Raw genomic sequence first — 24460 nt, 5'->3', positions numbered from 1 at the left:
GGTCGGGTTCGCGGGGGTGTCCGCGGCATGGATGCCGCGGCCAAGCCCCCATGGACGGGTTTACGGCGTCCCCCGCGAACCCGACCGTCCCGGCCAGCCAATACGCGACCCGCCACGAGGGGCTCCGCCGTTCGCCGTCCTACTCCACCCCCTCACGCTCGATCGGCACGCTGCGCGGATTCTGCATGTGCTCCCGCGCCGCGCCATAGCGCTGCTGCCGCTTGTGATGGAACGCCACGAACTCATCCCGTGGCAGCGGCCGCGAGAACAGCCAGCCCTGCGCGAACTCGACCTTCCGGGTATGCAGGTACGCCAGCTGTGCCTCGGTTTCCACGCCCTCGGCCACCACCCACAGGCCCAGCTCCTTGGCCATGTCGATGATGTGCGGCGTCACCGGGCTGGTCGCGCTCTCGGTGCCGATCGCATCGATGAACGACTTGTCGATCTTCAGCGCGTCAAGCGGCAGCTGCTCCAGGTACTGCAGGCTGGAGAAGCCGACGCCGAAATCATCAATGGCCACGCTGTGCCCGGCCCGACGTGCCTGTGCCAGCATCGTGCGGGCGCGGTCCAGATCGAGGAAGCCGCGCTCGGTGGCTTCCATCCAGATCTGTTGCGGCAGGATGCCGCTGCCGGCCATGTGCTTGGAGATCATCTTCAGCGCACGGCCGCTGCTGATGTCTTCGGCGGCCAGGTTGATCGCAATGTGCGCGCTGCGGTCGGCCACCAGCAGTTCGCGCATGTCGCGCACCACGTTCTCGATCACCAGATCGGTGACTGCGGCGATCATGCCGGCCTCTTCGGCCAGCGGAATGAACAGGTCCGGCCGTACCTGGGTGCCATCCGGGCGCTGCCAGCGCACCAGCGCCTCGGCGCCGACGCAGATGCCGGTATCCAGTTCGATGATGGGTTGATAGTGCAGGTACAGCTCGCGGCGGCGGATCGCCGTGGCCAGCTCGCCGCGCAGGGACAGGCGGCGACGCGACAGCCAGATCACCAGGCCGGCACCGATGGCGGCCAGCAGAACGCCGATCGGCACGAACAGCCAGGCCTGCTGGCGGAAGGTCGCGGCAAGCGCGGTACGCGGCGTGGTTGCGATCGCCAGCCACTCTTCGTTGCGCGCGGTGGCGTACAGGGTGTTGTGGTCCAGACCCTCACCGGGCGCGCGCAGCAGGGTCTCCAGCAATGCCGGATCCATGCCGTCCTGCCTGGCCAGGAGGCGGCCGTCCGGACTGGCCAGGGCAAGGCGCACGTTCGGGTCGGCGATGACATCGACGAAGCGGCGCGGATCGACCAGCACGTCGTAGTTGCCATACAGGATCGACAGGACCTGGCGCCGTCCGCTTGCCTCGGGGCGCACATCCACGGCGATGCCGGCGCCATCACTGGTGACGTGGTCGGACCTGGGCTGGTTGACGTCGGACAGGAACGGGCCCCACGACGTGCAGCGCAGCTTGCCACCCTCGAAGTAGCCCATCTGGTCGACCGACGGCGAGGTCATCACCAGCGTCTGCATGCGCCGGATGTGGTCCGGCCCGCACGGATCGTAGGCGCCGGCCTCGGCGGACTTCAACGCGGCCAACGCTTCCAGGTAAGACTGGTCGGCGCGGCGCAGAGTGCGGCCGGCGATGTCGCGCAGGCGCTGCTGCTCGACACTGACCGCACGGTCCCAGGTGGCATAGGCCATCACCGCGATCGGCACGGCTGCGGCCAGCAGCGCCAGTGCGGTGCCGCCGATGATCACGCGCAGCCGGCTCATGGCCGGGGCTCCAGCGGGGCGGGCGGGGCAGGGCGCATGGTCGGGCCGATCCTTGGGCAGGTGCGGCTATCTGAGCATGGCGCCGGGCCGGGCGGAATGGGATGAATCCGGTATTCGGTCACATTGTGATGAAAGCGGCCAAGTTTGACGGGATTGGCCCATCCGACGCTGGCGCTCCGGCCTGTGGAGGACTACCGTCGAACGCTTCGCCCGCCCTTTTGCCCGCGCCCATGACCGAGCCCGCAACGCCCCCCGAGCACCTGCGCCGCAGCCTGTCCAACCGCCACCTGCAACTGATCGCCATCGGTGGTGCCATCGGCACCGGCCTGTTCATGGGCTCAGGCAAGACCATCAGCCTGGCTGGCCCGTCCATCGTCTTCGTCTACCTGATCATCGGCGCGATGCTGTTCTTCGTGATGCGCGCGATGGGCGAGCTGCTGCTTTCCAACCTGCAGTACAAATCCTTCATCGATTTCTCCACCGACCTGCTCGGCCCCTGGGCCGGCTTCTTCTGTGGATGGACGTACTGGTTCTGCTGGATCGTCACCGCCATCGCCGATGTGATCGCCATTGCCGCCTACGCGCAGTTCTGGTTCCCCGGGCTTGACGCCTGGAAGCCGGCGCTGGCGTGCGTGATGCTGCTGCTGTCGCTGAACCTGGTGACGGTGAAGCTGTTCGGCGAAATGGAATTCTGGTTCGCGCTGATCAAGATCGTGGCGATCTGCGCGCTGATCATCACCGGCGCCGGCCTGGTGGCGTGGGGCTTCACCTCGCCCAGCGGCCACACGGCGTCGCTGTCGAACCTGTGGAACGACGGCGGCATGTTCCCGATGGGCCTGGTCGGTTTCTTCGCCGGCTTCCAGATTGCGGTGTTCGCCTTTGTCGGCATCGAGCTGGTCGGCACCACCGCCGCCGAAACCGCCGACCCCGAGCGCAACCTGCCCAAGGCGATCAACTCGATCCCGGTACGCATCATCATCTTCTACGTGCTGGCGCTGATCGCGATCATGGCCGTCACCCCGTGGCGCCAGGTGGTGCCGGACAAGAGCCCGTTCGTGCAGCTGTTCGTGCTCGCCGGCATCCCTGCCGCCGCCAGCCTGATCAATTTCGTGGTGCTGACCTCGGCCACGTCCTCGGCCAACAGCGGCATCTTCTCCACCAGCCGCATGCTGTACGGCCTGGCCGAAGAGGGTCACGCCCCACGCGGGTTGTCGAAGTTGTCACGCGCCGCCGTGCCCGCCCGCGGCCTGCTGTTCTCGTGCCTGTGCCTGCTCGGTGGGACGCTGCTGATCTACCTGATTCCGAACCTGGTGACCGCCTTCACCCTGGTGACGACGCTGGCCACGGTGCTGTTCATCTTCGTCTGGTCGCTGATTCTGGTGGCCTACATGGCCTATCGCCGTCGCTACCCGGAGCGCCACGCTGCCTCGATCTTCAAGATGCCCGGCGGTGTTGCCATGTGCTGGGCCTGCCTGGTGTTCTTCGCCGCCGTGCTGGTGCTGCTGAGCCTGCAGGCCGACACCCGCCAGGCGTTGATCGCCAGCCCGGCGTGGTTCGTGCTGCTGGGCGTGGGGTATTGGGTGCGTCGGAGGACCGCGAAATGACCGGGGATGCGGGGGCGGCAAGGCCGAAATCGGGAACGTCGGTAGAGTCGACTGTTAGTCGACTGCTCTCCCGTGGGCTTCCGGAAAACCCCGCGCTGCGCGATAGTCGACTGACAGTCGACTCTACCGCCGCCGGCGCCGGCGCCGGCGCCGGTGCCCGCGCGGGTGCAGGGCGCAGCCCTGCCGGCCCCCATTCACCCAACATTAGCGGGCGCGGCCGGATGATCCGGCCGCCATGTCCCGTCACCCTCTCCTGCTTGCGCTGTTGCTGCTGCCCAGCCTGTGGCCCGGGCTGGCCGCCGCGCGCACCGTTTATCGCTGCGTGCAGGGCAACACCGTCAGCCTGGCCACCGCGCCGGAACCCGGTTCACGCTGCACCGCGAAGGAAATCGACGACAACGCCATCCAGACCCCGAACCTGTGGGGCAACATGGGCGTGTTCAGCGGCGTGCTGTACGAGCGCGAGCAGGATGGCGCGCTGGTCTACTCCACCCGCAACCTGCCCGGCTCGCGGGTGTTCCTGAAGTTCACAGTGGCCACGCCGCCGGGCGAACCTGCCCACGAAGGCCTGGGCAAGGTCGGCAAGCCGCAGTTGGCGCAGCACGCCAAGCAGTTCAAGGCCGCGGCCAAGGCCACCGGTGTCGATGACGCATGGCTGCGCGCGATTGCCCATGCCGAAAGCAACTTCGATGCGCTGGCGGTCTCGACCAAGGGCGCACAGGGCGTGATGCAGTTGATGCCGGAGACCGCACAGGAATATGGCGTGCGCGATCCGTTCTCGCCGCAGCAGTCGATCGAGGGCGGCGCGCGCTACATGCGCGCGCTGCTGCGCCGCTACAACGGCGATCGCCCGTTGGCGGCGGCCGCCTACAACGCGGGCATCGGTGCAGTCACCCGCTACAAGGGCGTGCCGCCCTACGCCGAAACCCTGGCCTATGTGGACAAGGTGATGGCCCTGTATGCACGCTACCGCGAAGCGATGGGCATCCGTACCGAGGTGCCAGCCCGCTAGGCGGAAGGTGTAGTGCCGAGCCCACGCTCGGCGCCACAGAAAATCGGCTCAGCGCGAAGTGGAAGCGCTGACCAGGTCGTAGCGCTCAATGCGGCCGACGCGTGCCACCTCGGCCTGCACGTCGGCGCGCTGCTTCAGCGCACGCCAGGCCGCATCGATCTTCACGTCACCGGGCAGCGAGGGGTAGGTGCGCATGTCCTGCAGGGAGGCCAGCGTCTCGCCACGGTCGGTGGGGGAGCGCAGCTGTTCGATCAGCACTGCGGCTGCGCCGTCCAGGTTGCCTTCGTCCAGCAGCATCTCGCGATGGAACAGGCGTGCGTCGTCGCGCTGGGCAAGGATCACCGAGCGGGCGGCTTCCATTGCCTGGGCATCGCCGCGTTCGCGGGCGGCAGCGAGCTGCACCAAGGCTTGTGCGGCTTTGCCGTAGCCACCGAGGTCGGGGAGATCTTTCACGGCCTGCGCTGCATCCTGCATGCGGCCGAGCGAGGTGAACACGAAGCCGACATTCAACCTGTGCTCGATGTCATCCGGGCCGAGCGCGCCGATGCGGGCCGCCTGTTGCGCCGCCGCCAGGGCATCGTCGGTGCGGCCCAGCCGGCGCAATGCGGTGAACCGGCTGTTGAGCAGCCACGCCACCCATTCGGCTTCCTCCGCCGACGGCGATTCGCCGTCGGCGGCCGCCCGGGCCATGCCGTCGGTCAGTGCCAGCACTTCCTCATTACGGTCCAGCATCAGCAGCGTGACGCTGAATTGGGCCATGCGCGCGTCCAGCTTGCGATCAAGCAGGCCGGACACCCGCAGGTCGTCCAGGTGCTTCTGCGCGACCTGTACCGGGTCGAAGCGCGGATCGGCGCGGTCGACATAGCGGTCGAAGCGCTTGTCGCTGCGCAGCTGGATGATCTCGGCCGGACTGTCGATGCGGGCCAGCGTGGCCGGAATCGCGTCGCCGCGGCCGTTCTCGGCCTGCAGCGTTGCCAGCGCCAGCCACAGTCCGGTCGGTTCCAGGCCACCGCTCTTCCAGCCGTTGTCGAACAGCGCCTGCAGCAGGTCCATGCGCTGCCGCGGCTGATCGCGCAGGCGGTACTGCAGGTAGCCGATCGTCTGGTGTTCGAGCGGCAGCGGCGCTTCGGCGTGTTTCAGTGCCTGCACCAGATGACGGGTTGCCGCTGCAGGCTGGTCCTCGGACAGTTCAACCGACATCAGGGTGAGCAGGACCTGCGCATCCTCCGGCAGTGCTTCCTGCGCGCGCTGCAGGTAGCGTCGGGCCTGCTCCGGCTTCTTCTGCACCATTGCGGTCCAGCCGGCCACCTGCGCGGCGCGGCCGCGGTGTTCGGCATCGAAGTCATCCAGCATCGGATCTTCCATCAGCCGTTCCATCGCGATCAGCGCACCCAGCGTGTTGCCACTGCGCGACTGCTGGATGGCTTCATCCCATCGCGTGGCATAGGCCTGGTGCATCGCATCGGCGGTGACGGACGGCTTCTGCGGTACCACCGTGATCGAAGCAGTGGCGGATGTGCTGGCCAATGCGGCAATCAGCAGGGCGGCGACGGGGAGGATGCGGGGCATGGAGGATTTCCATCCGTGGGAACCGCATTGAACCCGCTGCAGCCAGCGAGAACAAGCGCGATGGATGGAACTCTGGCGTTTGACCGCACGATTGGCCATGGCGGATCGTGCGTTCAGCGACTATTGTCGGTGCCTCTTCAGACAGCAGGCAGGCAGCGCAGCACGATGGCACGGTGGCAATGGATGGCGGCAGGCGTAGCATTGGCGACGGTAGTGGCATTGGCCGCAACCTGGTGGGAGACACCGCTGCATACGCTGGCTGAACCGGCGGGTCCGGTTCCAACGCCGCTGGCGTGGACCGCGCAGATCGAACCGCTGGCCGGCGATGGCCACCCGGGTGACCGCGATGGCGCGTCCGCGCAGGCACGTTTCGCCGATCCGTACGCGTTGCTGCGCAGTGCCGATGGCAGCGTCTATTTCACCGATGCCGGTGACAACAACCGGATCCGCCGCCGCTTGCCCGATGGCCGCGTTGAAACGGTGGCCGGGCAGGGCGAGGGACGCGTTGATGGCCCGGCACTGCAGGCCAGTTTCAATACGCCTTCGGGCATTGCCGCCGACGCGCAGGGCAACCTGTATGTGGCCGACACCGGTAACCATGCCATCCGCCGCATCGGCATCGATGGCCAGGTGACCACGCTGGCCGGTGGTGAACAGGGCCACGCCGATGGCCCTGCCGCGCAGGCACGCTTCGATGCGCCGATGGGCATCGCAGTGGATGCGCAGGGCCAGGTCTACGTGGCCGATACCTTCAATGACCGCATCCGGGTGATCGGTACTGATGGCAACGTGCGCACCCTGGCCGGCGGCGATCGGCCCGGCCTGGCCGATGGCACCGGCGCCACTGCGCGCTTCGATACGCCGGTGGCGCTGGCCTTCGATGCGCAGGGCGCGCTGCTGGTGGCCGACCTGTTCAACAACGCGGTGCGCCGCGTAGGCGCCGACGGCACGGTCAGCACCGTGGTCGCCGCCGGTGGCGTGATCAATGGGCCGCTGTCGCTGGCCACCACCCACGATGGCGTGCTGTACGTGGGCGATCTTGATGGCCGCATCGTGCAGGTGACGCCGCAGGGTCACCAGATCGCGCTGGTTGGCAATGGTCGCCTGCCGCGCCTGGCCCGCCCCAGCGGGCTGGCGATGGATGCCGATGGCAGCGTGCTGGTGGCCGACGCCGCCAGCTACCGTCTGCATCGCCTGCGCCCGCTGCCGGTGGGCGAACTACCGGCACCGGCACTGGTCGGCCCGGCTGCCGATGCGGCGTTGCCGGAGACGGGCGGTCGCTGGCCGCTGGCACCGCAGGACGGTTGGCATGAAGTGGTCGGTACGTTGGGTGAGGTGCGCGGCAACTTCACTGGCGAGAGCCGCCACCACCTGCATGGCGGTTTCGACGTGCGCGGTGATGTGGGCCAGACCGTACTGGCGATTGCCGAGGGCAAGATCAGCAGCCCGGTGGCCGCCTGGAACCTGGGTGAGCAGGCCGAGGGCCTGGCGGTGGACCGCCTCAAGTACATCCACATGCGGGTCGGCCGCACCCCGCGCGATGAGCCCTACGATGCGCGCTGGCAGGCGTTGTATGACGAGCAGGGCAAGCTGGAGCGGATGCGCGTGCGCCGCGGCATGCGCATCCACGTCGGCGACCGCCTGGGCAGCATCAACAACCAGGCGCACGTGCACCTGGCCGTGGGTACCGGTGGTTTCGAGACCAATGCCGTGGCGCTGGGCTTCCACAACTACGCCGACCACTTCGCACCGCGCATCACCGATGTGGCGCTGCTGGATGACAACGACCAGCCGATGGCCGCCGGCAGCGATGGCGTGGTGATGGTGGCGCGCCAGGGCCGCGGCGTGCAGATCGTGATCGAGGCCTGGGACCAGGTCGACAACAACCTGCCGCGCCGCCGTCTGGGCATGTACCAGGTGGGCTACCAGATCCTCGATGCCAGTGGCCGGGCGTTGCAGGGCTACGAACAGCCGCGCTGGAACATCGTGTTCAACCGCATGCCGCCGCAGAAGGAAGCGGTGCGCGTGGCCTACGCACCGGACAGCGGTATCACGGTGCATGGCAGTGCGGTGACCCGGTTCCGTTACCTGGCCACCAACACCGTGCGTGATGGCCTGATGGAAACCGGGCGCTGGCAACCGGCGGCGCTGCCGCCGGGCGAGTACATCGTGCGCGCCAGCGTGCGCGATTACAGCGGCAACGAAGGCGTCGGCCCGCGCGAGATCAGGGTACGGCTGCTGCCATAGCCGCAGCCGGGGCGCCGCAGCGCTCGCGTTCGGCGTCCATGTCTTCCAGCGGCCGCACTTCGATGCTGCCAAAGCGCGCCCATGGGAAGTCGCGGGCGATGCGCATGGCTTCGTCGCGGTCGCGGGCGACGATCAGGTTGAAGCCGGCCAGCAGTTCGCGGGTTTCGGCGAACGGGCCATCCAATACACGGCTGTGGCCATCACGCACGCGCAGGGTCTGCGCGGTGTCGACCGGCTGCAGTTTCTGCGCGGCCAGCAGCGTGCCCTCGGCCTGCAGCTTGTCGGCGTGGGCCAGGCAGTCGCGCATCAGCGCGTTGAATTCTTCGGTGGACAGGGCCTGCAGCAGGGCAGGCTCGATGTAGATCAGAAGCAGGTACTGCTGCATGGCACGGTCCTGGCGGGGGCGGAGTGTCCATGATCGCGCAGGATTGCGCGTGGGCATGTTGCAGCGCGGGAGGCGGCGCCTTCGGCGGGGATCGGCGAACGGCGGAGCCCCTCCGTGGTGGGGTTGGGTTGGTCGCTGAAAGCTGGGTTTCTGGCGGTTGGCCGGGTGGGTAGGCGGGTCGGGGGACGCCGTAAACCCGTCCATGGGGGCTTGGCCGCGGCATCCATGCCGCGGACACCCCCGCCCCGCCTACCCACCCGGCCTTGGACAGATCTCTGCAGCTGATCCACCACGGAAAATCACAAACAAGAGCAAAAGCGGGTCGCTTCGCTCGCAAAGCCGAGGCCGAGGCCGCCAGCCAATCGCCGTTGTTTTTGTTTTTGCTTTTGCTTTTGCCTTTTTTCTTGATCTTCCCGTGGTGCGTGCCGGAGGCAGGAAACTGTCCAAGGCCGGGTGGGGAGGCAGGGCAGGGGCGTGAGCCGCATGGATGCGGCGACCGAGCTTACATGGACGTACTTGCAGCGTCCCCTGCCCTGCCTCCCCACCCGGCCAAACCCATGAACCCGAGCTTTCAGCGACCAACCCAACCCCACCACGGAGGGGCTCCGCCGTTCGCCGACCCTCGCCGAAGGCGCGCTTTCCGCGGAAGAAAAAATTTCCAACAGACGTGTCGATTCCCAGCCCCTTGGTTCGTTGTACCCAGTGAAGGGCACGCACCGCGCGTCCCCACGGGAGACCGCAATGAAAGTGATGGTGATCGTGAAGGCCAACGCCGACTCCGAAGCCGGCCGCATGCCCAGCGAACAGGAACTGTCCGAAATGGGCGCCTTCAACGAACAACTGGTGGCCGCCGGCATCATGCTGGCCGGTGAAGGCCTGCACGCCACCCAGCGCGGTCGCCGCATTCACTTCGGCAGCGGCGCACCCAGGGTCGAGGCCGGTCCGTTCGGCCCCGCCGGCGACCAGATCGCCGGCTTCTGGCTGTGGGACGTGCGCTCGCTGGACGAGGCCGTTGAATGGGCCAGCCGTGCGCCGTTCAACAGTGGCGGCACGCTGGAGCTGCGTCCGCTGATTTCAGCCGAAGACTTCGGTGAAGCCTTCACCCCCGACTTACAGCAGCAGGAACAGCGTCTGCGTGCACAGCTGGAAGGTTGACCCGATTCATCTCCCTGCCGGGCACGACCCGGCACTACTGCCCTAGAACCGCACAACGGAGTATTGCCATGAAACTGATTCCCTTCCTCGGCTTCAGCGGCCAGGCCCATGAGGCGATGGCGTTCTACGCCAAGGCACTCGGTGGCCAGGTCACTTCGGAAATGAAATACCGCGACATGCCGCCCTCCGATGGCTCACCGGGCTGCAACGAGATGCCGCTGGAAACCCTGGACCACGTCGCGCACAGCCAGCTGGAGATCGGCAGCGCCATCGTGATGGCGGCCGACGGTCCCGGCGGCGGCGAGGGTGGCTCGACCACCATCAATGTCGACGTCGACAGCATCGAAGAAGCCGAACGCGTGTTCGCTGCACTGGCCGAGGGTGGCCAGGTGCAGATGCCGATTGCCGAAACGTTCTGGGCCCACCGCTGGGGCATGCTGATCGACCGCTACGGCAAGCCGTGGATGGTCAACTGCATGAAGCAGCCCTGATCCCCCTTTTTGTCATCCACAAGGAGCTTCACCGATGAGCGCACCACAACCGCAGATGATCTTCGTCAACCTGCCCGTGCAGGACCTGGGGAAGTCGAAGGCGTTCTTCACCGCGTTGGGCTACAGCTTCAATCCCACCTACACCAATGACGATGCGGCTGGCATGGTCATCAGCGAGAGCATCTACGTGATGCTGCTGACCCAACCTTTCTTCCAGCAGTTCACCAACAAGCCGATTGCCGATGCACACACTCACACGGAAGTGATCAATGCGCTCTCGGCCCCCAGTCGCAAGGCAGTTGACGAGTTGGTGGACAAGGCACTGGCTGCAGGTGCCAGCGAACCGCAGCCGGCGCGCGACTACGGCTTCATGTACCAGCGCGGCTTCCAGGACCTGGATGGCCATCTCTGGGAAATCGCACACATGGACGGCGAGCCGGGCTGACGGCCGCCGCAAGGGAGAACCCTCATGGCTTACGTGGATGCTTACGTGCTGCCGTGCCCACAGGACAAGGTGGCGGCCTACCGCCGCCTTGCCCGCAAGGCCGGTGCGGTGTGGAAGGACCATGGCGCGCTGCAGTACATGGAATGCGTGGCTGACGATGTGGAACCGGGCAAGAGCACCTCGTTCCCGCGTGCGGTCAAGGCAAAGCCCGGCGAAACGGTGATCGTCGCCTTCGTGGTGTTCCGTTCGCGCGCGGCGCGCGACCGCATCAACGCCAGGGTAATGGCCGACCCGCGGCTGGCGTCGCTGGGCCCGAAGGACATGCCGTTCGATACCAGGCGCATGTTCTGGGGTGGCTTCAAGCCGATTGTTGAAGCGTGAGCTGCGGCGCTTGTGCGGGCCGGGCGTGCGTGCTGTGATCGGCGCATGCCCGATCCCGCACTGACGCAGCGTCTGGAAACCCTCTGGCGGATGGAGTCGCCGGTGTTGATCGCGCGCCTGGCGCGGCTGCTCGGGGGCGATGTCGGCCGTGCCGAGGAGCTGGCCCAGGACACCTGGCTGGCCGCGCTGGAGCGCTGGCCGGAACAGGGCATCCCGGACAACCCCGGAGCCTGGCTGATGACCACTGCGCGCAACCGTGCCATCGATGTGCTGCGCCAACACCAGCGGGTGGCGCAGCAGCATGCGCAGTGGGGCGAGGAACTGCACCCAGCGGCGCTGCCGGCACCGGATGACAGCCAGGCGCTGGAGGATGACCTGGGTGACGATCTGCTGCGGTTGATGTTCGTGGCCTGCCATCCGGTGCTGCCGGCCGATGCGCGGGTGGCACTGACCCTGCGCCTGCTCGGTGGCCTGACCACCGTCGAGATCGCACGTGCGTTCCTGCAGCCCGAGCCGACCATCGCCCAGCGCATCGTGCGCGCCAAGCGCACCTTGGCGCAGAAGCAGGTGCCCTATGAGGTGCCGCGCGCGGACGCGATGCCCGAGCGACTGGCTTCGGTGCTGGAGGCGATCTACCTGGTCTTCAATGAAGGTTACGCGGCCAGCGCCGGCGATGACTGGATGCGTCCGGCGCTGTGCGAGGAGGCACTGCGGCTCGCACGCATCCTGGCGCACCGGCTGCCGGTGCCGCCGGTGCTGGGCCTGCTGGCACTGATGGAACTGCAGGCATCGCGTGCTGCGGCACGGACCGACGCGCAGGGCGCGCCGGTGCTGCTGGACCAGCAGAACCGCGCGCGCTGGGACTGGCTGCAGATCGAACGCGGGCAGCAGGTGCTGGCCCGCGCGCTGGCCGCCGGTGGTGCTGATGATCCCTATGTACTGCAGGCGCGCATCGCCGCCTGCCATGCGGCTGCGCGTCGGGCTGAAGCCACCGACTGGCCACGTATCGCTTCGCTCTATACCCGGTTGCTGCGGGTGATGCCTTCGCCGGTTGTCGCTTTGAATCGGGTCGTGGCGGTGCTGCGCAGCGAGGGCGCGTTCGCTGCGTGGGCGCAGCTGCAGCCGTTGCTGGTGGATGCACGCCTGCGCGACTATGCCCCTCTGGAGGTAGTCCGCGCGGAGATACTACAGGCGCTGGGGCGCGACCTCGACGCGCGTCAGGCTTTTGCCGAAGCCGCCAGACTCAGCCAGAACCAGGCGGAGCGGGGCCTGCTGCGCCAACGGGCCGGACTGCCGCCCCAGGAGTGACTGCGACGAACGCAGCACTTGTCGGCAGGCGCCTGAGCGGCTATGTTTCGCGCCCAGCGGACGCATCAGCGTCCGCATTCCGTGCGTATTGACCGAGGAGCGGTTGGATGTATTCAAGGACGAAGAGCGCATCGCGCGCTTTTGCGCGCCTGCTTGCCTGTGCCCTGTGCCTGGCCGTGTGGCCGATGGCCGCGCAGGCGGCTGACAAATCGCAGCAGGCCTACTGGGCCGGTTTTGCCTATACCGCGGATGCCGCTGCCGTGCAGGCGACCACGCCGCATGCGCATGCCGTGCTGGAAAAGCGCGGCCTGATCCCGCTGAACCAGACCCTGGCGCAGGCGCTCAAGCGCCGGCCGCCGGCGAACCTGGAGCTGATCGACCAGCCGGTGGCGATGCTCGACGGCACCACCAGCGCGACGGTGCTGGCCGCCGCACTGGACCGCGAACTGGTCTCGGTCGAGCCGATCGGCAACCAGTACAAAGTGCTGGTGGAAGTGGCCCTGCAGGCACTGTTCTTCGATTTCCGCGAGCGCCAGGTGATCGCGTCCTATCCGCTGACCCTGCAGCGCATCGACGTGCAGGATTACCGGCCGGACAACGACGATATCGACGCGATCGTCGCCGATCTGCTGTACGGCAGCGCCGATACCAGCCTGTCGCAGGTGCTGGCCGCCAGTCTCGCCCAGGCCAAGCTGCCCGATGCCGCCGTGCGTCGCCTGCAGGTCGGTGGCGTAACCCTGTCCGACGCGGTCCGCGCCAAGCTGCCCGACCCGAAGTGGGAAACCCCGCTGCGCGCCACGCTGGCCCATGAACTGTCCAAGACGCTGTCGTCCAATACCGGCGTCGGCCTGCTGCCGCCGGCCTCGGGCCAGGCGATCGGTGGTGCGATGGCCGCCCGCTTTGCCGACGGCAAGGTCTACCAGCTGAAGATCCCCGAGCCGGACTACGTCATCACTGTGCAGGTCGATGCGCTGAAGAACGGCGTCATCAATGAAACCCCGGCGATGAAGACGATGCTGTTCGGCGCGTTCTTCACCGCCAAAGTGACCGAGCCCTTCTCCGGCAAGGTCTATTTCGAACAGCCGCTGCGCAAGGGCGCCACCAAGGTGGTGCCGGTCACGCAGTGGCAGGTCGACCAGTGGTCGGCCAGCTACGAAACCCTGCTGGCCGGCTTCGATGCCTTCGCCGGCGCCGCCGCCAAGCGTGCCGATTCGCGCGCATGGCTGGACGAACAGAAGCCGGGCGGCCGCCCGTTGCAGCAGCAGACCCAAGCCCTCCAGGAGTTGATCAAGTCATGTCGTTGATGCGTACCATCCTGCTCATCCTCATCGCGCTGGTGGTGGCCTCGCCGGTCGCCGCGCAGACCGCGAGTTCGCGCGGTACCGGTTCGGCCAGCTACGGCCTGCGCCTGAGCGCCGACACCCGCGCCCAGGCCCTGAACAAGGCCAAGGTCAATGCACTGGAGGCGTACATCGCTGAAACCGGTGCGGCCAAGCTGCGCCTGTTCGAAGCCCGCCGCGCCGAGTTCATCGGCGAGATCGACCGTTATGTGCTCAGTGCCGTGCCGCTGTCGGACACCGAAGACAAGAAGGCCAAGACCTACACCGTCACTGTCCGCGCCGAGATCAACACCACGCTGCTGCAGACCAAGCTGGACGCAGGTTCGGCCGTGGCCGGTGCCACCGCCGCGCAGCGTTCGCTGCTGACCTTCCTGTTCATGGCACGCTCGCAGGACACCGTGCAGTCGTTCCAGGACAAGGAATACCGCCGCGTCGACGCCAGCAGCAGCTACAGCGAGAACACCCGTGAAGGCGACAGCTTCCGCGGCAACTCGGTCAGCACCAACGGCAGCATCAACCAGAACGGTTCGGTGTCGGTCACCAGCGGTGGCAGTACCACCCAGCGCAGCGACAACATCAGCTGGAAGGTGGCCAACGCCGCTGAAGTGAACACCGCGATGACCGGTGCCTTCAGCGCCGCCGGCTACGAAGTGGTTGAAGCCGAGTACGTGGAAGGCGAATCGCGCGGCCTGCTGAGCATCGAGCGCATCCGCAAGGACTTCAGCACCGGCAACGACCTGTCTGCCGCCACCCTGCGCGATACCGCCAACGGCATCCGTGCGGCCAACATCCCCTACATCGCCGTCGGTACCCTCGACGTCGGCATGCGCGACCGCGATCCGGCCAGCGGCAACACCCGCGTGTTCGTCACGGTCACCGGCAAGGTGCTGGACGTGACCGGCCGTTTCCCGCGCACCGTGTCGTCGGTGGGCCCGGTGCAGTTCTCCGGCACCGGCCCGAATGAAACCGTGGCCCGTACCAATGCCCTGCAGCTGGCTGCCGAGAAGGCCGCCCAGCAGATGATCAACGAACTGAACGTCAAGGCAGTCCGCTGATCCGCCACCCGGTGGGTGCCGAGCTCGCTTGGCATCGCGCTGGGGTTACCGATTCCCACGTGCCGCTCCGCGGCCGTCTCTCCCAAAGGACACTCATATGATCCGCAATACCGCTCTTGTCGTGGCCATCGCTGCCGCCACCCTGTCGATGCCGGCCCACGCGGGCCTGGGCAAGCTGAAGGACCTGGCCGGTGCCGCCACCGGCACCTCCAGCAGCAGCGCCTCCAGCGCCGCCGCTCCGGATGAAGCCGCGCAGGAAGCGCTGGTGCGTCGTTTCGTCAGCTCGCAGTCGCACTCGCTGCAGGCCCAGACCTCGTTCGCCCGTGCCTTCGGCCTGGCCGAGCAGGTGCAGCTGCTGGAAGCCGAGCGCCAGGCGCTGTCGTCGGGTTCGGTTAGCGTCGATGCGATGAAGAAGTCGGTGTCGGTCAGCGAAGCTGCGCAGGCCGCGATCAACGAGCGCCAGGCCGCTCAGCCGGAACTGAACGCTGAATCCAAGCAGCACTACGCCGAAGGCCTGGTCTCGCTGCTGGCGTCGGCAGCCGAAGCACAGAAGCTGGGCGGCGAAGCCAGCAGCTTCACCGCCGGCATGAAGAACCTGGGCGCGACCCAGCTGGCCACCGTTGGCCGCAAGCTGGCAGCGGGCGCATGGGTGGCCAAGGAATCGCCGGGCTTCATCCAGGGCCTGTACGGTTCGACCAAGTCGGCCGTGACCTTCGCCAGGAAGAGCAAGGTGAAGGTGCCGTCCAACGCCGACTCGATGCTCGACTCGATCTGATCCGAGGCGAATCTCCATGCGTATGACAACCCGTTTGATCGGCCTGGGCTTGGCCGCCGCGCTGCTTGCAGCCTGCGGCAAGCAGGACACCCCGGCCGCCGCGCCCGCCAAGGACAAGGCAACCAGTGCACTGGCCAGCAATGCGCCAGTGGAAGCAGCGCCCCTGCGTGGTACGCCGGATTTCGGCGGCACCACCCAGGTCGCGCGCGAAGCCGACGGCATCGGCAGCACCCCGGAACTGGCGGTGCTGGCGGCACTGCAGTCGGCCGTGGCGCAGGTCAACGGCGTACGCGTGGCCAGCCAGATGCAGGGCCTACGCGCAGGCCTGCATGTGGATGTGGATGGCGAACACGTCGGCGATATCCGCGCCGACGCGTTCACCCAGCAGATGATCGCCGGCTCGCAGGGCGCGGTGCTGGGCTATGAAATCCTGTCGCAGGATGAAGTGCGGCAGCTGGACGAGGAAACCATCGCCCGCGTGCGCGCCAGCGATGAAGGCTGGAGCTTCAAGGGCTCGGCGTCGGCCACTGCGTCCGGCGAAGCCTCGGCCAAGAGCGGTTCGGCCTCGGCCAGTGTCAGGGAAAGCTACGACGAGAAGGTCAGCGTCGATGCCAAGCGTGGTGCAAGCTCGTTCGATTCCGACGTGACCCACCGCAGCATGCGCAGCTACTGGAAGGTGCGCGTGCGCGCGCAGATCGCCCAGTACCGCGCGCCGGACGAGCAGGGCAAGCCGAAGATCGTGGTTGCACTGCCGCGCACCAAGGCCGGCAGCTACGCCGTAGGCGATGGCCGCGTGGATGCCGATGAAGTGGCCGACGCGATCCGTGCGCGCCTGTCCGACACGCTGACCCAGACCCAGCGCTTCATCGTGCTGGACCGCGAGTTCGGCGACGAACTGCAGGCCGAGATCGACCACATCAACAGCGGCAACGTGCGCCTGCAGGACACCGCGCGCGTGGGCCAGCAACTGGCGACCGATCTGATCCTGATACCGACCATCGAACGCTTCGAGTACCCGCGCAGCGTGCGCAACCTGCGCATGTCCGACCGCCAGGTGACCTCGTACTCCGGTGGCGGCCGCATCACCCTGCGCCTGATCAACGCCACCACCGGCCAGGTGGTGATGTCCGACAGCTTCGACCACCAGCTGGCCTCGACCGGCCCCAGCACCCTGCCGCGCGTGGTCAACGGCCGCAACATGGCCGCGGCGATGATGGAATCGCTGTCGGGCCAGATCGGCACCAGCATCGTCACCACGCTGTTTCCGGTGTCGGTGGTCTCGGTGGACGGTGACCAGGTGGTGCTGAGCCAGGGCGGTGACACCGTGCAGGCCGGCCAGCGCTGGCAGGCCGTGCGCCTGGGCGAAGAACTGAAGGACCCGCAGACCGGCCGCTCGCTGGGCCGCAGCGAACACCCGTGCTGCACCATCCGCATCGACCGCGTCGCTGCACAGACCTCGTACGGCACCATCGAAGACGGCGTCGACGCGATGCGCGGCGGTTTCCGTCCGGGCCAGATCGAGCTGCGCCAGAAGCTGGGCAGCAAGCCGGCCGCCGCCGCCGCAGGCGCGACTGCCTCGGCCGCTCCCGCAGCTGCCGCACGCCCGGCCGCCAAGCCGAAGCCCAAGCCCGCTGCCGCGCCGGCCGAAGACCCGAACTGGTAACAGGCTCAAGCAACACACCGATGGGGTCAGAGCCCTTTCCCGCCGGGAAAGGGATCTGACCCCTTCCTGTTTCAGTCCGTGTCGACCAAGGTCGACACCCACCAACAGCAGCGGGAAGCTGTCGAAGGCGGGGTGGGTCCGGTTGCGGGGGCGTGAGCCGCATGGATGCGGCGACCGAGCTTACATGGATGTACTTGCAGCGTCCCCCGCAACCGGACCCACCCCGCCTACCCTCAGGAAACCAGCTTTTGCTGTTGCTTCGGCTGTTGCCGTTGTTTCGGCAGGTGCAGGGCGCAGCCCTGCCGAATCCCATTACACTCCAGAAGGATTTCCTGCTGGAGAGAGCAATGAAACGAGTAGCACTGGGCCTGCTGGCCCTGTCGGTGTCGAGCGCACTGATGGCGGCCACCCCGAAATTCGATGGCGCGCGGATCTCCGCCGACGTCAAGGAACTGGCCTCCGACGCCTACGAAGGCCGCTCCCCGGCCACCGCCGGCGAAGAAAAGACCATCGCCTTCCTCAGCAAGCAGTTCGCCGACGCTGGCCTGCAGCCGGGCGGTGACCTCAAGGACGGCAAGCGCCTGTGGACCCAGGCCGTGCCGCTGCGCAAGGGCGACATCGTCGGCGCGCCGCAGTTGGCATTGCACCAGGGCGGCAAGACCCTGCCGCTGGAACAGGGCAAGCAGATTGCCGTGCGCGCCGCCATGAACGGCGCCAGCAACGTCGACATCAGCAAGGCCCCGCTGGTGTTCCTCGGTTACGGCGTGAAGGCCCCGGAGCGCAACTGGGACGACTTCAAGGGCGTGGACCTGAAGGGCAAGATCGCTGTCGTGCTGATCAACGACCCGGACTTCGAGACCGGCCAGGGTGACTTCGACGGCAAGGGCATGACCTACTACGGCCGTTGGACCTACAAGTACGAAGAAGGCGCCCGCCAGGGTGCGCTGGGCGTGCTGATCGTGCACGAGACCGCACCGGCGTCGTATGGCTGGGCCACCGTGGCCGGCTCCAACACCAACACCATGTTCGACGTGGTGCGCGACAACCCGGCCGACAGCCACCCGCTGCTGGAAGGCTGGATCCAGCGCGACCTGGCCGTGGAGCTGTTCCGCTCGGCCGGGCAGGACTTCGAGGCGCTGAAGAAGAAGGCGCAGCAGCGCGACTTCACCCCGGTGGTGCTGAGCGGCGCCAGCCTGGACGCGAAGTATGCGGTGAAGACCGAAGTGATCACCTCGCACAACGTGGCCGCACGCCTGGAAGGCAGCCGCCACCCGGACGAGACCATCGTCTACAGCGCGCACTGGGACCACATCGGCGTGGGCGAGCCCGACGCACGTGGCGACCGCATCTTCAATGGCGCACTGGACAACGCCAGTGGCACCGCCTCGCTGATCGAACTGGCCCGTGGCTTCGCCAAGGCCAAGCGTCCAGAGAGGTCAGTGCTGTTCCTGGCGGTCACCGCCGAGGAAAAGGGCCTGCTGGGTTCGGAGTACTACGCCACCCATCCGCTGTATCCGCTGGAAAAGACCGTGGCGGTGATCAACATGGACGGCATGGCGCCGTTCGGGCCGTCGCGTGACTTCGGCATCTACGGTGCCGCGCGTTTCGAGCTGCTGGACCAGCTGAAGGACGTGGCCAAGGGCTGGGATATCCGCTACACCCCGGACCCGAAGCCGGAAGCCGGCCTGTTCTTCCGCTCCGATCACTTCCCATTCGCCAAGCGTGGCGTTCCGGCACTGTCGTGGTCGGCCGGCCAGGACTGGGTGGACGGCGGGGTGGCCGCAGGCAAGAAGGCCTCCGAGGACTACACCGCCAAGCGCTACCACCAGCAGGGCGACGAATGGCAGCCGGACTGGGTGTTCGCCGGTGCCGCCCGCGACCTGGAAGTGCTGTACACGCTCGGCAACCAGCTGGCCAACACGCGCAGCTGGCCGAACTGGAGCAAGGACGAATCGTTCCGCGCCGTGCGTGATGCCAGCGCCGACCAGCGCAAGTAAGGGCATGCGCCGGGTTCGCCCGGCGCCTCCCGGGTAGTGCCGGCCGCTGGCCGGCATCCCTGTGATGCATGCGGAGAAAGTGGGGAGCCGGCCAGCGGCCGGCACTACCAGATGGCCTTCCATCCCCGCTTTTCCCGCCTTCGTCGCAGCCCGCTTGTTTGCCCGGCGGGCCGCCCTATGCTCGGCTCACCCCCTTCCTCCAAGGCGCCGCCGTGTTCGCCAGCCTCTCTCTCCTGATCCGCCACCTGCTGGCCTGGGCCGCCGCGCTGGTTGTCGCCGGCATGGTCTGGAGCGGCATCTTCAGCGGCATGAACGATGGCCCGGGCTGGGTGTTCGGCCTGCTGGCGATGTTCCTGATGATCTCCGCGCTGGGCAGCGCGATTACCCACGTGCGCCGGGTCTGGCTGGTGGCCGGCCGATTGGATTCGACCACGTTGTCCGGGCGCCAGCGCCGCCAGGTGGAACTGCCGATGGATGCCGGCCAGGCCTATGCCGTGGTGGAAGCGGCAATTGCCGAACTTCCGCGCGTGGAAGATGTGGAAAGCTCGGCCGGCAGCCTGCAGGTGCGCGCCTACGTGCGCCGGGTCGACCTCTGGAATGGCCGCCAGCCGTCGCGCTGGAACCTGCCGGCGCGGCTGGCGATCAAGCGCAACAGCGTGCTGGCGACGGTCACGCCGGGGCAGGGCACCAGTACCGTCACTCTGCTGTTCGAACCGGATGCTGGCTGGTGGGCCGATCTGCTGGCGCTGGATGAGGGCAGCAACTTCGAGAACGCCGAAGCGGTCACCCGCGCGATCAGCCGCCGCGTGGCCGACCAGCGCCGCGATGAGCAGGCCGCGGCCGAACAGACCCAGGTGGAAAAGGAACTGTCGGTCGCGCGCTTGAACCTGCTGCATGCGCAGGTGGAGCCGCACTTCCTGTACAACACGCTGGCCAACGCGCAGGTGCTGACCCGCACCGACCCGGCACGTGCCGAGCAGATGCTCGGCCACCTTATCCAGTACCTGCGCAGCTCGTTGCCGCAGGTGGACGAGTCGGTGTCGACGCTGGGGGTGGAGCTGGAACGCACGCGCGCCTACCTGGAGATCCTGCGCATCCGCATGGGCGCACGGTTGGCGGTGGAAGTGCAGGTACCGAATGAGCTGCATGGCGTGCACCTGCCGGCGATGGCACTGCAGACGCTGGTGGAGAACGCGATCAAGCATGGCCTGGAGCCCAAGCCCGGCGGTGGCACGATCTGGATCCTGGCGCGTGGCTTCGATGACCATGTGACCGTGACCGTCGCCGACGACGGGCTCGGCTTCGGCCAGGGCACCAGCGGCACCGGCATCGGCCTGAAGAACCTGCGCGAACGCCTGCGCCTGACCTGTGGCGAGCAGGCCGGCGTGGCGATCGTTGCCAACTTCCCCAGCGGTGTGGCCGCGACCATGACCTTGCCGCAGACACACAAGGAGCGCAGCCATGCCGCTTGAAGCCCTCATTGCCGAAGACGAGGAACTGCTGCGGCAGTCACTGGTGGAGCAGCTGCGCCGGTTGTGGCCGGAGCTGAAACTGGTGGCCGAGTGCGAGGACGGCGCCAGTGCGCTGGAGCAACTGGCCGAGACGCAGCCGGACATCGCGTTCCTCGACATCCGCATGCCCGGCATCAGTGGCATCGAAGTTGCGCGCTCGCTGTCCGAGCTGAGCCCGCGCACCCAGGTGGTGTTCGTCACCGCCTATGACCAGTACGCCATCGACGCGTTCGAGCAGGGCGCGATGGATTACCTTCTGAAGCCGGTCAGTGACGAACGCCTGCTGGCGACGCGTGAGCGCATCCTGTCGCGGCTGCCATCGACGCGCCAGGATGACGCCGTGCTTGAACGCCTGCTGCAGCGGCTGGGGCCATCGCAGGGTGCTGCCGAGCGCCCGCCGCTGGCCTGGATCACCGCCAGCAACGGCCGCGAGACGCAGCTGATCATGCTGGAAGATGTCGCCTACTTCCGTGCCGACAACAAGTACACCACCGTGGTCACCGCTGCCGGCGAGAGCCTGTTGCGCACACCATTGCGCGAACTGCTGGAAGTACTCGACCCGCAGCACTTCCGCCAGATCCACCGCTCGACCATTGTCAACATGAAGGCGGTGGCGGCGGTCAGCCGCGACGATACCGGGCGCGGTGTGCTGCGGCTGCGGGGCCGGACGGAAACACTGGTGGTCAGCCAACCATTCATGAGCCTGTTCCGCGGCATGTAGCCGCACCGCACCTTTCCGCTACCAGGAGCATTGCATGCGTCTTTTCCTGCTTGCAGGCCTCGCTGCACTGGCGCTTGCCGGTTGCCAGAAGTCCACCGAAACCGCGATCACCCGCACCACTGCCAATGGCGTGGACACGCTGTACAGCAAGCGCACGATAGTGGACGGCGTGGCGCGTTTTGAGTGCATGGCCAGCCGCAGCGGTCAGTGCCATTACCTGTTGCTGGACCCGGCCTGTCGTCCTGACGCGGCGTGTGCGAAAGCGCCGATACGGTCGTTCGCGTTGGCGGTCGGCACCACCCAGGAGTTCAGGGACCTGCCGAAGGGCTTCGCCCAGTGCGTCAGCGAGGATCGGAAAGAACAATGCCACCGTGAGTGATCACGGCGGCATTGTGGGTCCCCCCGCTTCCCTGAAGGGTCAGTAGGCAGGCTGCAGTGTCAGGTCGTGGTGGTGCTCGTTCTCGCCCACGTGGTTGAGGCGGCCGACCAGTTCGGAGTGCTGCTTCATGCGCCCGATCTCGGTCATGATGCGGATGTCCTCGTGGCGCAGCTCGCGCTTGGCGGTGACCGCCTGCTTGTAATCGAGCACTTCCGGGTAATGCTCGGCCAGGTCCAGTGCCTCGGCCACGTGCTCGACGCTGTCGGCCTTGGAGCTGATGCGTGCGCGACTGTTGAACGCCTTCATCCAGCGCTCGAAACCGGCCTGCTGATCGAACATGTTGGCCATGAACCAGATCACGAACAGGATCGAGACCCACGAGCCGAACACGACTACCACGCGGGTGAACGTGATATGGAAGTCGTCACGCCACAGGTAGTTGGCGATCAGGCCAAGAATCAGCAGCGAGGCCGCCTGCCAGCCGACGATCGAGGCGATCAGCCATTGGCACTTGGCCTGCGCCAGCACGGCTACTTCATCGCGGATCTGCTGCTCGCTGAGATTGCGCCAATGCGCAACCTGTTTATCGAACGGGCTGCTGTAGAGCTCGTTGTCGCGAAGCAGAATTCCCAAACCCTTGAACAAAGCAATCATGGCTGGCTCCTTGTGGAACGTGCGTCGATCAGCATTGGACGGTGTGGCGGGTCCAGTTCTAGCACTTCCAGCGAGCCGTGCAATGGGCGCAATGCCAAGCCGCGTAAGGGCCTTCTCTGAATCGGTGAATGTTGCTGCATCGCAGCATCGAGGCCGGAGCCTGCGACAGGATGTCGCAGGGTGAAATGTGCTGCGGCCGCACATGAAACCGTGGCTGAGTGCGAAGACTCGCCGCCGGCGTCGTGATCGCCCAGAATCGGGGCTGACCGCGCAACTCGCGGCCACTCTTTCGCTTTTCCTGGATCTGTGATGCCGGCTCTGCTGCAGCGACTCTCCCGCCCCATCACCGCGCCGATCCGGCGCTGGGTACTGGAGGCCTTCCCGCGTGGCCAGAGCGGCATCGATTACGACCAGCCGCTGGGTGACCCGGGCTGGTTTGGACCTGACAGCGTGACCTGGCGCCTGCACGCCGAGTTCCCCTCGATGCTGGCCGGGGGCCTGTGTGCGCTGATGCTGCAGACCCTGCATCCGCGCGCGCTGGCCGGGGTCTACGACCACTCCAATTTCCGCCAGGACCTGGTGGGCCGCCTGCGTCGCACCACCGCGTTTGTCGCCGGTACCAGCTATGCACCCAGCGGGGAGGTAGAGGCGCTGGTGGCCCAGGTGCGCCGCATCCATGCACAGATCCGCGGCCAGACCGCGCAGGGCGAGCCCTACGCGGCGGACGATCCACAACTGCTGACATGGGTGCACGTGACTGAGGCGTTTGGTTTCCTGCAGGGCTTCCGTCGCTACGGGCGCGAGGTGCCGGCGCACATCGCCGACCGCTACTACGACGAGTACCGCCGCGTGGCCGAGGCACTGGGTGCGGTGGATGTGCCGCGCAGTGAAGCCGAGGTGGCAGCGTACTTCTGCGCGCGGCAACCGGAGCTGCGTGTGGACGAGCGCTCGCGTGAAGTGCTGGAGGTGTTGTCCGGCGTGCGCCTGCCGGTACCGGTGCCGGGGCTGTCGCGCGAGGTGTTCCTTGGCGCCGGTGCGGCACTGCTGCCGGACTGGGCCGAAGGCATGCTTGAACGCAGCGGCCGCCAGCGTGCGCAGGCGGCCGCTTCAGCGAAGTTGATGCAGGGCATGGCGCCGCTGTTCCGCCGTGCGCTGCCCGATGGCCTCGCCAGCCGCGCCTGTGCGCGCATGGGCGTGCCGGTGTCGGTGCTGCGCGAGTGGCCCACCGTTCCCCGGTAGGTGCCAATCTTGGTCGGCACGCGTTGCGCGATAAAGCTTCATCCACGCATGGCGTGGATCTACTGATGCCATGGTTCTGGTTGGCACGCGCTGCGCGCGGTGCCGCAGAAGGGCCAACCAAGGTTGGCCTCTACCAGAGCGGATGCGGCAGCATATCCACGCCATGCGTGGATGGGCCTCACCCGGCCGACTTCAAGCCACGCAACAGCATTTCCAGCGCCGTCGTCGCCTGCCGCAGGCGCGCGTCGCCATCCTCGCCCTCGGCGATCCAGAACGCGGCCTCGGCCAGGCTGCCGTAGATCAGCGATGCCAGCGCCTGCGCATCCACCGGCATCGCTACGCCCTGCGCGATCAACTGTTCGATCAGGCGCTGCATCGAGTGGACGCAGTGGCGCTGCGATTCCGGTGAGGCGCCACCCAGCACCGCGCGCGCGTCACGCAGCACGATGCGCTGGATCTCCGGCTCCAGCGCCATCTCCAGATAGGCACGGCAGCGCTGTACGAAACCGTCCCAGGCATCATCCGCGCCATCGCTGATCGCCTGCAGGCGCAGGTCGGTCTCGGCATCGAGCTGGGCGACCACCGCGGCCAGCAGGCCCTTCTTGTCGCCGAAGTGGTGGTAGAGCGCACCCCGGGTCAGGCCGGCCTGGGCGGTCAGGTCATCCATCGAGGTGGCGGCATAGCCATGCTCGCTGAACACGCGGCGGGCGGTGGCCAGCAGGCTGGCACGGGTTTCTTCCATCTCGGCGCGGGTGCGACGGACCATCCGGAAC

General features: G+C 67.2%; 22 protein-coding genes. 17 read left to right on the top strand and 5 right to left on the bottom strand.

The window, feature by feature from the left end; genetic code table 11:
* Positions 1 to 139: 139 nt before the first annotated feature.
* Entirely contained in the window at positions 140 to 1756 is a 1617-nt protein-coding gene (locus AC5P78_RS14450; RefSeq protein ID WP_005412097.1) for an EAL domain-containing protein, read from the bottom strand.
* A gap of 230 nt (positions 1757 to 1986) precedes the next feature.
* On the opposite strand from AC5P78_RS14450, the gene cycA reads away from it, so the two are divergent.
* Together cycA and AC5P78_RS14440 are read left to right on the top strand one after the other, a co-directional pair.
* A complete protein-coding gene (cycA, locus tag AC5P78_RS14445; RefSeq protein ID WP_164173150.1) occupies positions 1987 to 3360 on the top strand; it encodes a D-serine/D-alanine/glycine transporter in 1374 nt (457 codons plus the stop codon).
* 235 nt (positions 3361 to 3595) lie between these two features.
* Positions 3596 to 4372: a lytic transglycosylase domain-containing protein gene (locus tag AC5P78_RS14440; protein WP_005412099.1), complete on the top strand. Its 777-nt coding sequence runs from the start codon at positions 3596 to 3598 to the stop codon at positions 4370 to 4372.
* Positions 4373 to 4420: 48 nt separating this feature from the next.
* Here AC5P78_RS14440 and AC5P78_RS14435 read toward each other — a convergent pair whose 3' ends face one another.
* Complete coding sequence (locus AC5P78_RS14435; RefSeq protein WP_414498656.1) at positions 4421 to 5941, bottom strand: tetratricopeptide repeat protein; 1521 nt, start codon at positions 5939 to 5941, stop codon at positions 4421 to 4423.
* A gap of 165 nt (positions 5942 to 6106) precedes the next feature.
* Between AC5P78_RS14435 and AC5P78_RS14430 the strand changes: the two genes are divergently transcribed.
* Entirely contained in the window at positions 6107 to 8188 is a 2082-nt protein-coding gene (locus AC5P78_RS14430) for an NHL repeat-containing protein (protein WP_099497478.1), read from the top strand.
* Here AC5P78_RS14430 and AC5P78_RS14425 read toward each other — a convergent pair.
* Positions 8166 to 8573 carry a YciI family protein gene (locus AC5P78_RS14425; RefSeq protein WP_414498655.1) on the bottom strand — a complete coding sequence of 136 codons (408 nt, stop codon included), beginning with the start codon at positions 8571 to 8573 and terminating at the stop codon, positions 8166 to 8168. The two genes, AC5P78_RS14430 and AC5P78_RS14425, sit on opposite strands and share 23 nt — an antisense overlap.
* 741 nt (positions 8574 to 9314) lie before the next feature.
* Here AC5P78_RS14425 and AC5P78_RS14420 point away from each other — a divergent pair.
* From AC5P78_RS14420 to AC5P78_RS14360, 13 genes are all read left to right on the top strand, one after another.
* Entirely contained in the window at positions 9315 to 9728 is a 414-nt protein-coding gene (locus tag AC5P78_RS14420; RefSeq protein WP_065184048.1) for a YciI family protein, read from the top strand.
* Positions 9729 to 9796: 68 nt separating this feature from the next.
* On the top strand, positions 9797 to 10219 hold the full coding sequence (locus AC5P78_RS14415) for a VOC family protein (RefSeq protein WP_065184047.1): 423 nt from the start codon (positions 9797 to 9799) through the stop codon (positions 10217 to 10219).
* Positions 10220 to 10253: 34 nt separating this feature from the next.
* Complete coding sequence (locus AC5P78_RS14410) at positions 10254 to 10664, top strand: VOC family protein (RefSeq protein WP_005407888.1); 411 nt, start codon at positions 10254 to 10256, stop codon at positions 10662 to 10664.
* A 24-nt stretch (positions 10665 to 10688) separates the two neighbouring features.
* Positions 10689 to 11045, top strand: a complete 357-nt coding sequence (locus tag AC5P78_RS14405; protein WP_005407889.1) for a DUF1428 domain-containing protein — start codon at positions 10689 to 10691, stop codon at positions 11043 to 11045.
* A gap of 45 nt (positions 11046 to 11090) precedes the next feature.
* On the top strand, positions 11091 to 12353 hold the full coding sequence (locus AC5P78_RS14400; protein ID WP_099484182.1) for an RNA polymerase sigma factor: 1263 nt from the start codon (positions 11091 to 11093) through the stop codon (positions 12351 to 12353).
* 107 nt (positions 12354 to 12460) lie between these two features.
* Positions 12461 to 13657 (top strand): hypothetical protein, encoded by a 1197-nt coding sequence (locus AC5P78_RS14395; protein ID WP_033833696.1) that lies wholly within the window; start codon positions 12461 to 12463, stop codon positions 13655 to 13657.
* Entirely contained in the window at positions 13648 to 14748 is a 1101-nt protein-coding gene (locus AC5P78_RS14390) for a hypothetical protein (RefSeq protein WP_005407892.1), read from the top strand. The genes AC5P78_RS14395 and AC5P78_RS14390 overlap by 10 nt, the downstream gene beginning before the upstream one ends.
* 97 nt (positions 14749 to 14845) lie before the next feature.
* Complete coding sequence (locus tag AC5P78_RS14385; RefSeq protein ID WP_012479008.1) at positions 14846 to 15523, top strand: hypothetical protein; 678 nt, start codon at positions 14846 to 14848, stop codon at positions 15521 to 15523.
* A 16-nt stretch (positions 15524 to 15539) separates the two neighbouring features.
* Positions 15540 to 17186 carry a CsgG/HfaB family protein gene (locus tag AC5P78_RS14380; RefSeq protein ID WP_043033936.1) on the top strand — a complete coding sequence of 549 codons (1647 nt, stop codon included), beginning with the start codon at positions 15540 to 15542 and terminating at the stop codon, positions 17184 to 17186.
* Between the two features lie 347 nt (positions 17187 to 17533).
* Positions 17534 to 19183 (top strand): M28 family metallopeptidase, encoded by a 1650-nt coding sequence (locus AC5P78_RS14375; RefSeq protein ID WP_043033935.1) that lies wholly within the window; start codon positions 17534 to 17536, stop codon positions 19181 to 19183.
* 212 nt (positions 19184 to 19395) lie between these two features.
* Positions 19396 to 20655, top strand: coding sequence for a sensor histidine kinase (locus tag AC5P78_RS14370; protein WP_005407896.1), 1260 nt, complete (start codon positions 19396 to 19398; stop codon positions 20653 to 20655).
* On the top strand, positions 20645 to 21415 hold the full coding sequence (locus tag AC5P78_RS14365; RefSeq protein ID WP_005407897.1) for a LytR/AlgR family response regulator transcription factor: 771 nt from the start codon (positions 20645 to 20647) through the stop codon (positions 21413 to 21415). The genes AC5P78_RS14370 and AC5P78_RS14365 overlap by 11 nt, the downstream gene beginning before the upstream one ends.
* Before the next feature lie 34 nt (positions 21416 to 21449).
* Entirely contained in the window at positions 21450 to 21794 is a 345-nt protein-coding gene (locus AC5P78_RS14360; protein ID WP_065184041.1) for a hypothetical protein, read from the top strand.
* 39 nt (positions 21795 to 21833) lie between these two features.
* On the opposite strand, the gene AC5P78_RS14355 is transcribed toward AC5P78_RS14360, so the two are convergent.
* Positions 21834 to 22448 (bottom strand): hypothetical protein, encoded by a 615-nt coding sequence (locus AC5P78_RS14355; RefSeq protein WP_014645784.1) that lies wholly within the window; start codon positions 22446 to 22448, stop codon positions 21834 to 21836.
* Positions 22449 to 22757: 309 nt separating this feature from the next.
* On the opposite strand from AC5P78_RS14355, the gene AC5P78_RS14350 reads away from it, so the two are divergent.
* Positions 22758 to 23687, top strand: a complete 930-nt coding sequence (locus AC5P78_RS14350) for an oxygenase MpaB family protein (RefSeq protein ID WP_049442172.1) — start codon at positions 22758 to 22760, stop codon at positions 23685 to 23687.
* Between the two features lie 178 nt (positions 23688 to 23865).
* Here AC5P78_RS14350 and AC5P78_RS14345 read toward each other — a convergent pair whose 3' ends face one another.
* On the bottom strand, positions 23866 to 24453 hold the full coding sequence (locus tag AC5P78_RS14345; RefSeq protein WP_005407901.1) for a TetR/AcrR family transcriptional regulator: 588 nt from the start codon (positions 24451 to 24453) through the stop codon (positions 23866 to 23868).
* Between the last annotated feature and the right edge of the window lie 7 nt (positions 24454 to 24460).

It is taken from the genome of Stenotrophomonas sp. YJH_SMC_133 (assembly GCF_059370655.1).
The sequence above is the reverse complement of the archived record's forward strand: the minus strand, read 5'-3'. Positions and strand labels throughout refer to the sequence as shown.

Coding starts and splice junctions, on each gene's coding strand:
- AC5P78_RS14405 (WP_005407889.1), top strand. CDS start 10,689: ATGGCTTACGTGGATGCTTACGTGCTGCCGTGCCCACAGGACAAGGTG.
- AC5P78_RS14355 (WP_014645784.1), bottom strand. CDS start 22,448: ATGATTGCTTTGTTCAAGGGTTTGGGAATTCTGCTTCGCGACAACGAG.
- AC5P78_RS14395 (WP_033833696.1), top strand. CDS start 12,461: ATGTATTCAAGGACGAAGAGCGCATCGCGCGCTTTTGCGCGCCTGCTT.
- AC5P78_RS14410 (WP_005407888.1), top strand. CDS start 10,254: ATGAGCGCACCACAACCGCAGATGATCTTCGTCAACCTGCCCGTGCAG.
- AC5P78_RS14360 (WP_065184041.1), top strand. CDS start 21,450: ATGCGTCTTTTCCTGCTTGCAGGCCTCGCTGCACTGGCGCTTGCCGGT.
- AC5P78_RS14385 (WP_012479008.1), top strand. CDS start 14,846: ATGATCCGCAATACCGCTCTTGTCGTGGCCATCGCTGCCGCCACCCTG.
- AC5P78_RS14400 (WP_099484182.1), top strand. CDS start 11,091: ATGCCCGATCCCGCACTGACGCAGCGTCTGGAAACCCTCTGGCGGATG.
- AC5P78_RS14365 (WP_005407897.1), top strand. CDS start 20,645: ATGCCGCTTGAAGCCCTCATTGCCGAAGACGAGGAACTGCTGCGGCAG.
- AC5P78_RS14375 (WP_043033935.1), top strand. CDS start 17,534: ATGAAACGAGTAGCACTGGGCCTGCTGGCCCTGTCGGTGTCGAGCGCA.
- AC5P78_RS14440 (WP_005412099.1), top strand. CDS start 3,596: ATGTCCCGTCACCCTCTCCTGCTTGCGCTGTTGCTGCTGCCCAGCCTG.
- AC5P78_RS14415 (WP_065184047.1), top strand. CDS start 9,797: ATGAAACTGATTCCCTTCCTCGGCTTCAGCGGCCAGGCCCATGAGGCG.
- AC5P78_RS14380 (WP_043033936.1), top strand. CDS start 15,540: ATGCGTATGACAACCCGTTTGATCGGCCTGGGCTTGGCCGCCGCGCTG.
- AC5P78_RS14430 (WP_099497478.1), top strand. CDS start 6,107: ATGGCACGGTGGCAATGGATGGCGGCAGGCGTAGCATTGGCGACGGTA.
- AC5P78_RS14345 (WP_005407901.1), bottom strand. CDS start 24,453: ATGGTCCGTCGCACCCGCGCCGAGATGGAAGAAACCCGTGCCAGCCTG.
- cycA (WP_164173150.1), top strand. CDS start 1,987: ATGACCGAGCCCGCAACGCCCCCCGAGCACCTGCGCCGCAGCCTGTCC.
- AC5P78_RS14350 (WP_049442172.1), top strand. CDS start 22,758: ATGCCGGCTCTGCTGCAGCGACTCTCCCGCCCCATCACCGCGCCGATC.
- AC5P78_RS14425 (WP_414498655.1), bottom strand. CDS start 8,573: ATGCAGCAGTACCTGCTTCTGATCTACATCGAGCCTGCCCTGCTGCAG.
- AC5P78_RS14450 (WP_005412097.1), bottom strand. CDS start 1,756: ATGAGCCGGCTGCGCGTGATCATCGGCGGCACCGCACTGGCGCTGCTG.
- AC5P78_RS14435 (WP_414498656.1), bottom strand. CDS start 5,941: ATGCCCCGCATCCTCCCCGTCGCCGCCCTGCTGATTGCCGCATTGGCC.
- AC5P78_RS14420 (WP_065184048.1), top strand. CDS start 9,315: ATGAAAGTGATGGTGATCGTGAAGGCCAACGCCGACTCCGAAGCCGGC.
- AC5P78_RS14390 (WP_005407892.1), top strand. CDS start 13,648: ATGTCGTTGATGCGTACCATCCTGCTCATCCTCATCGCGCTGGTGGTG.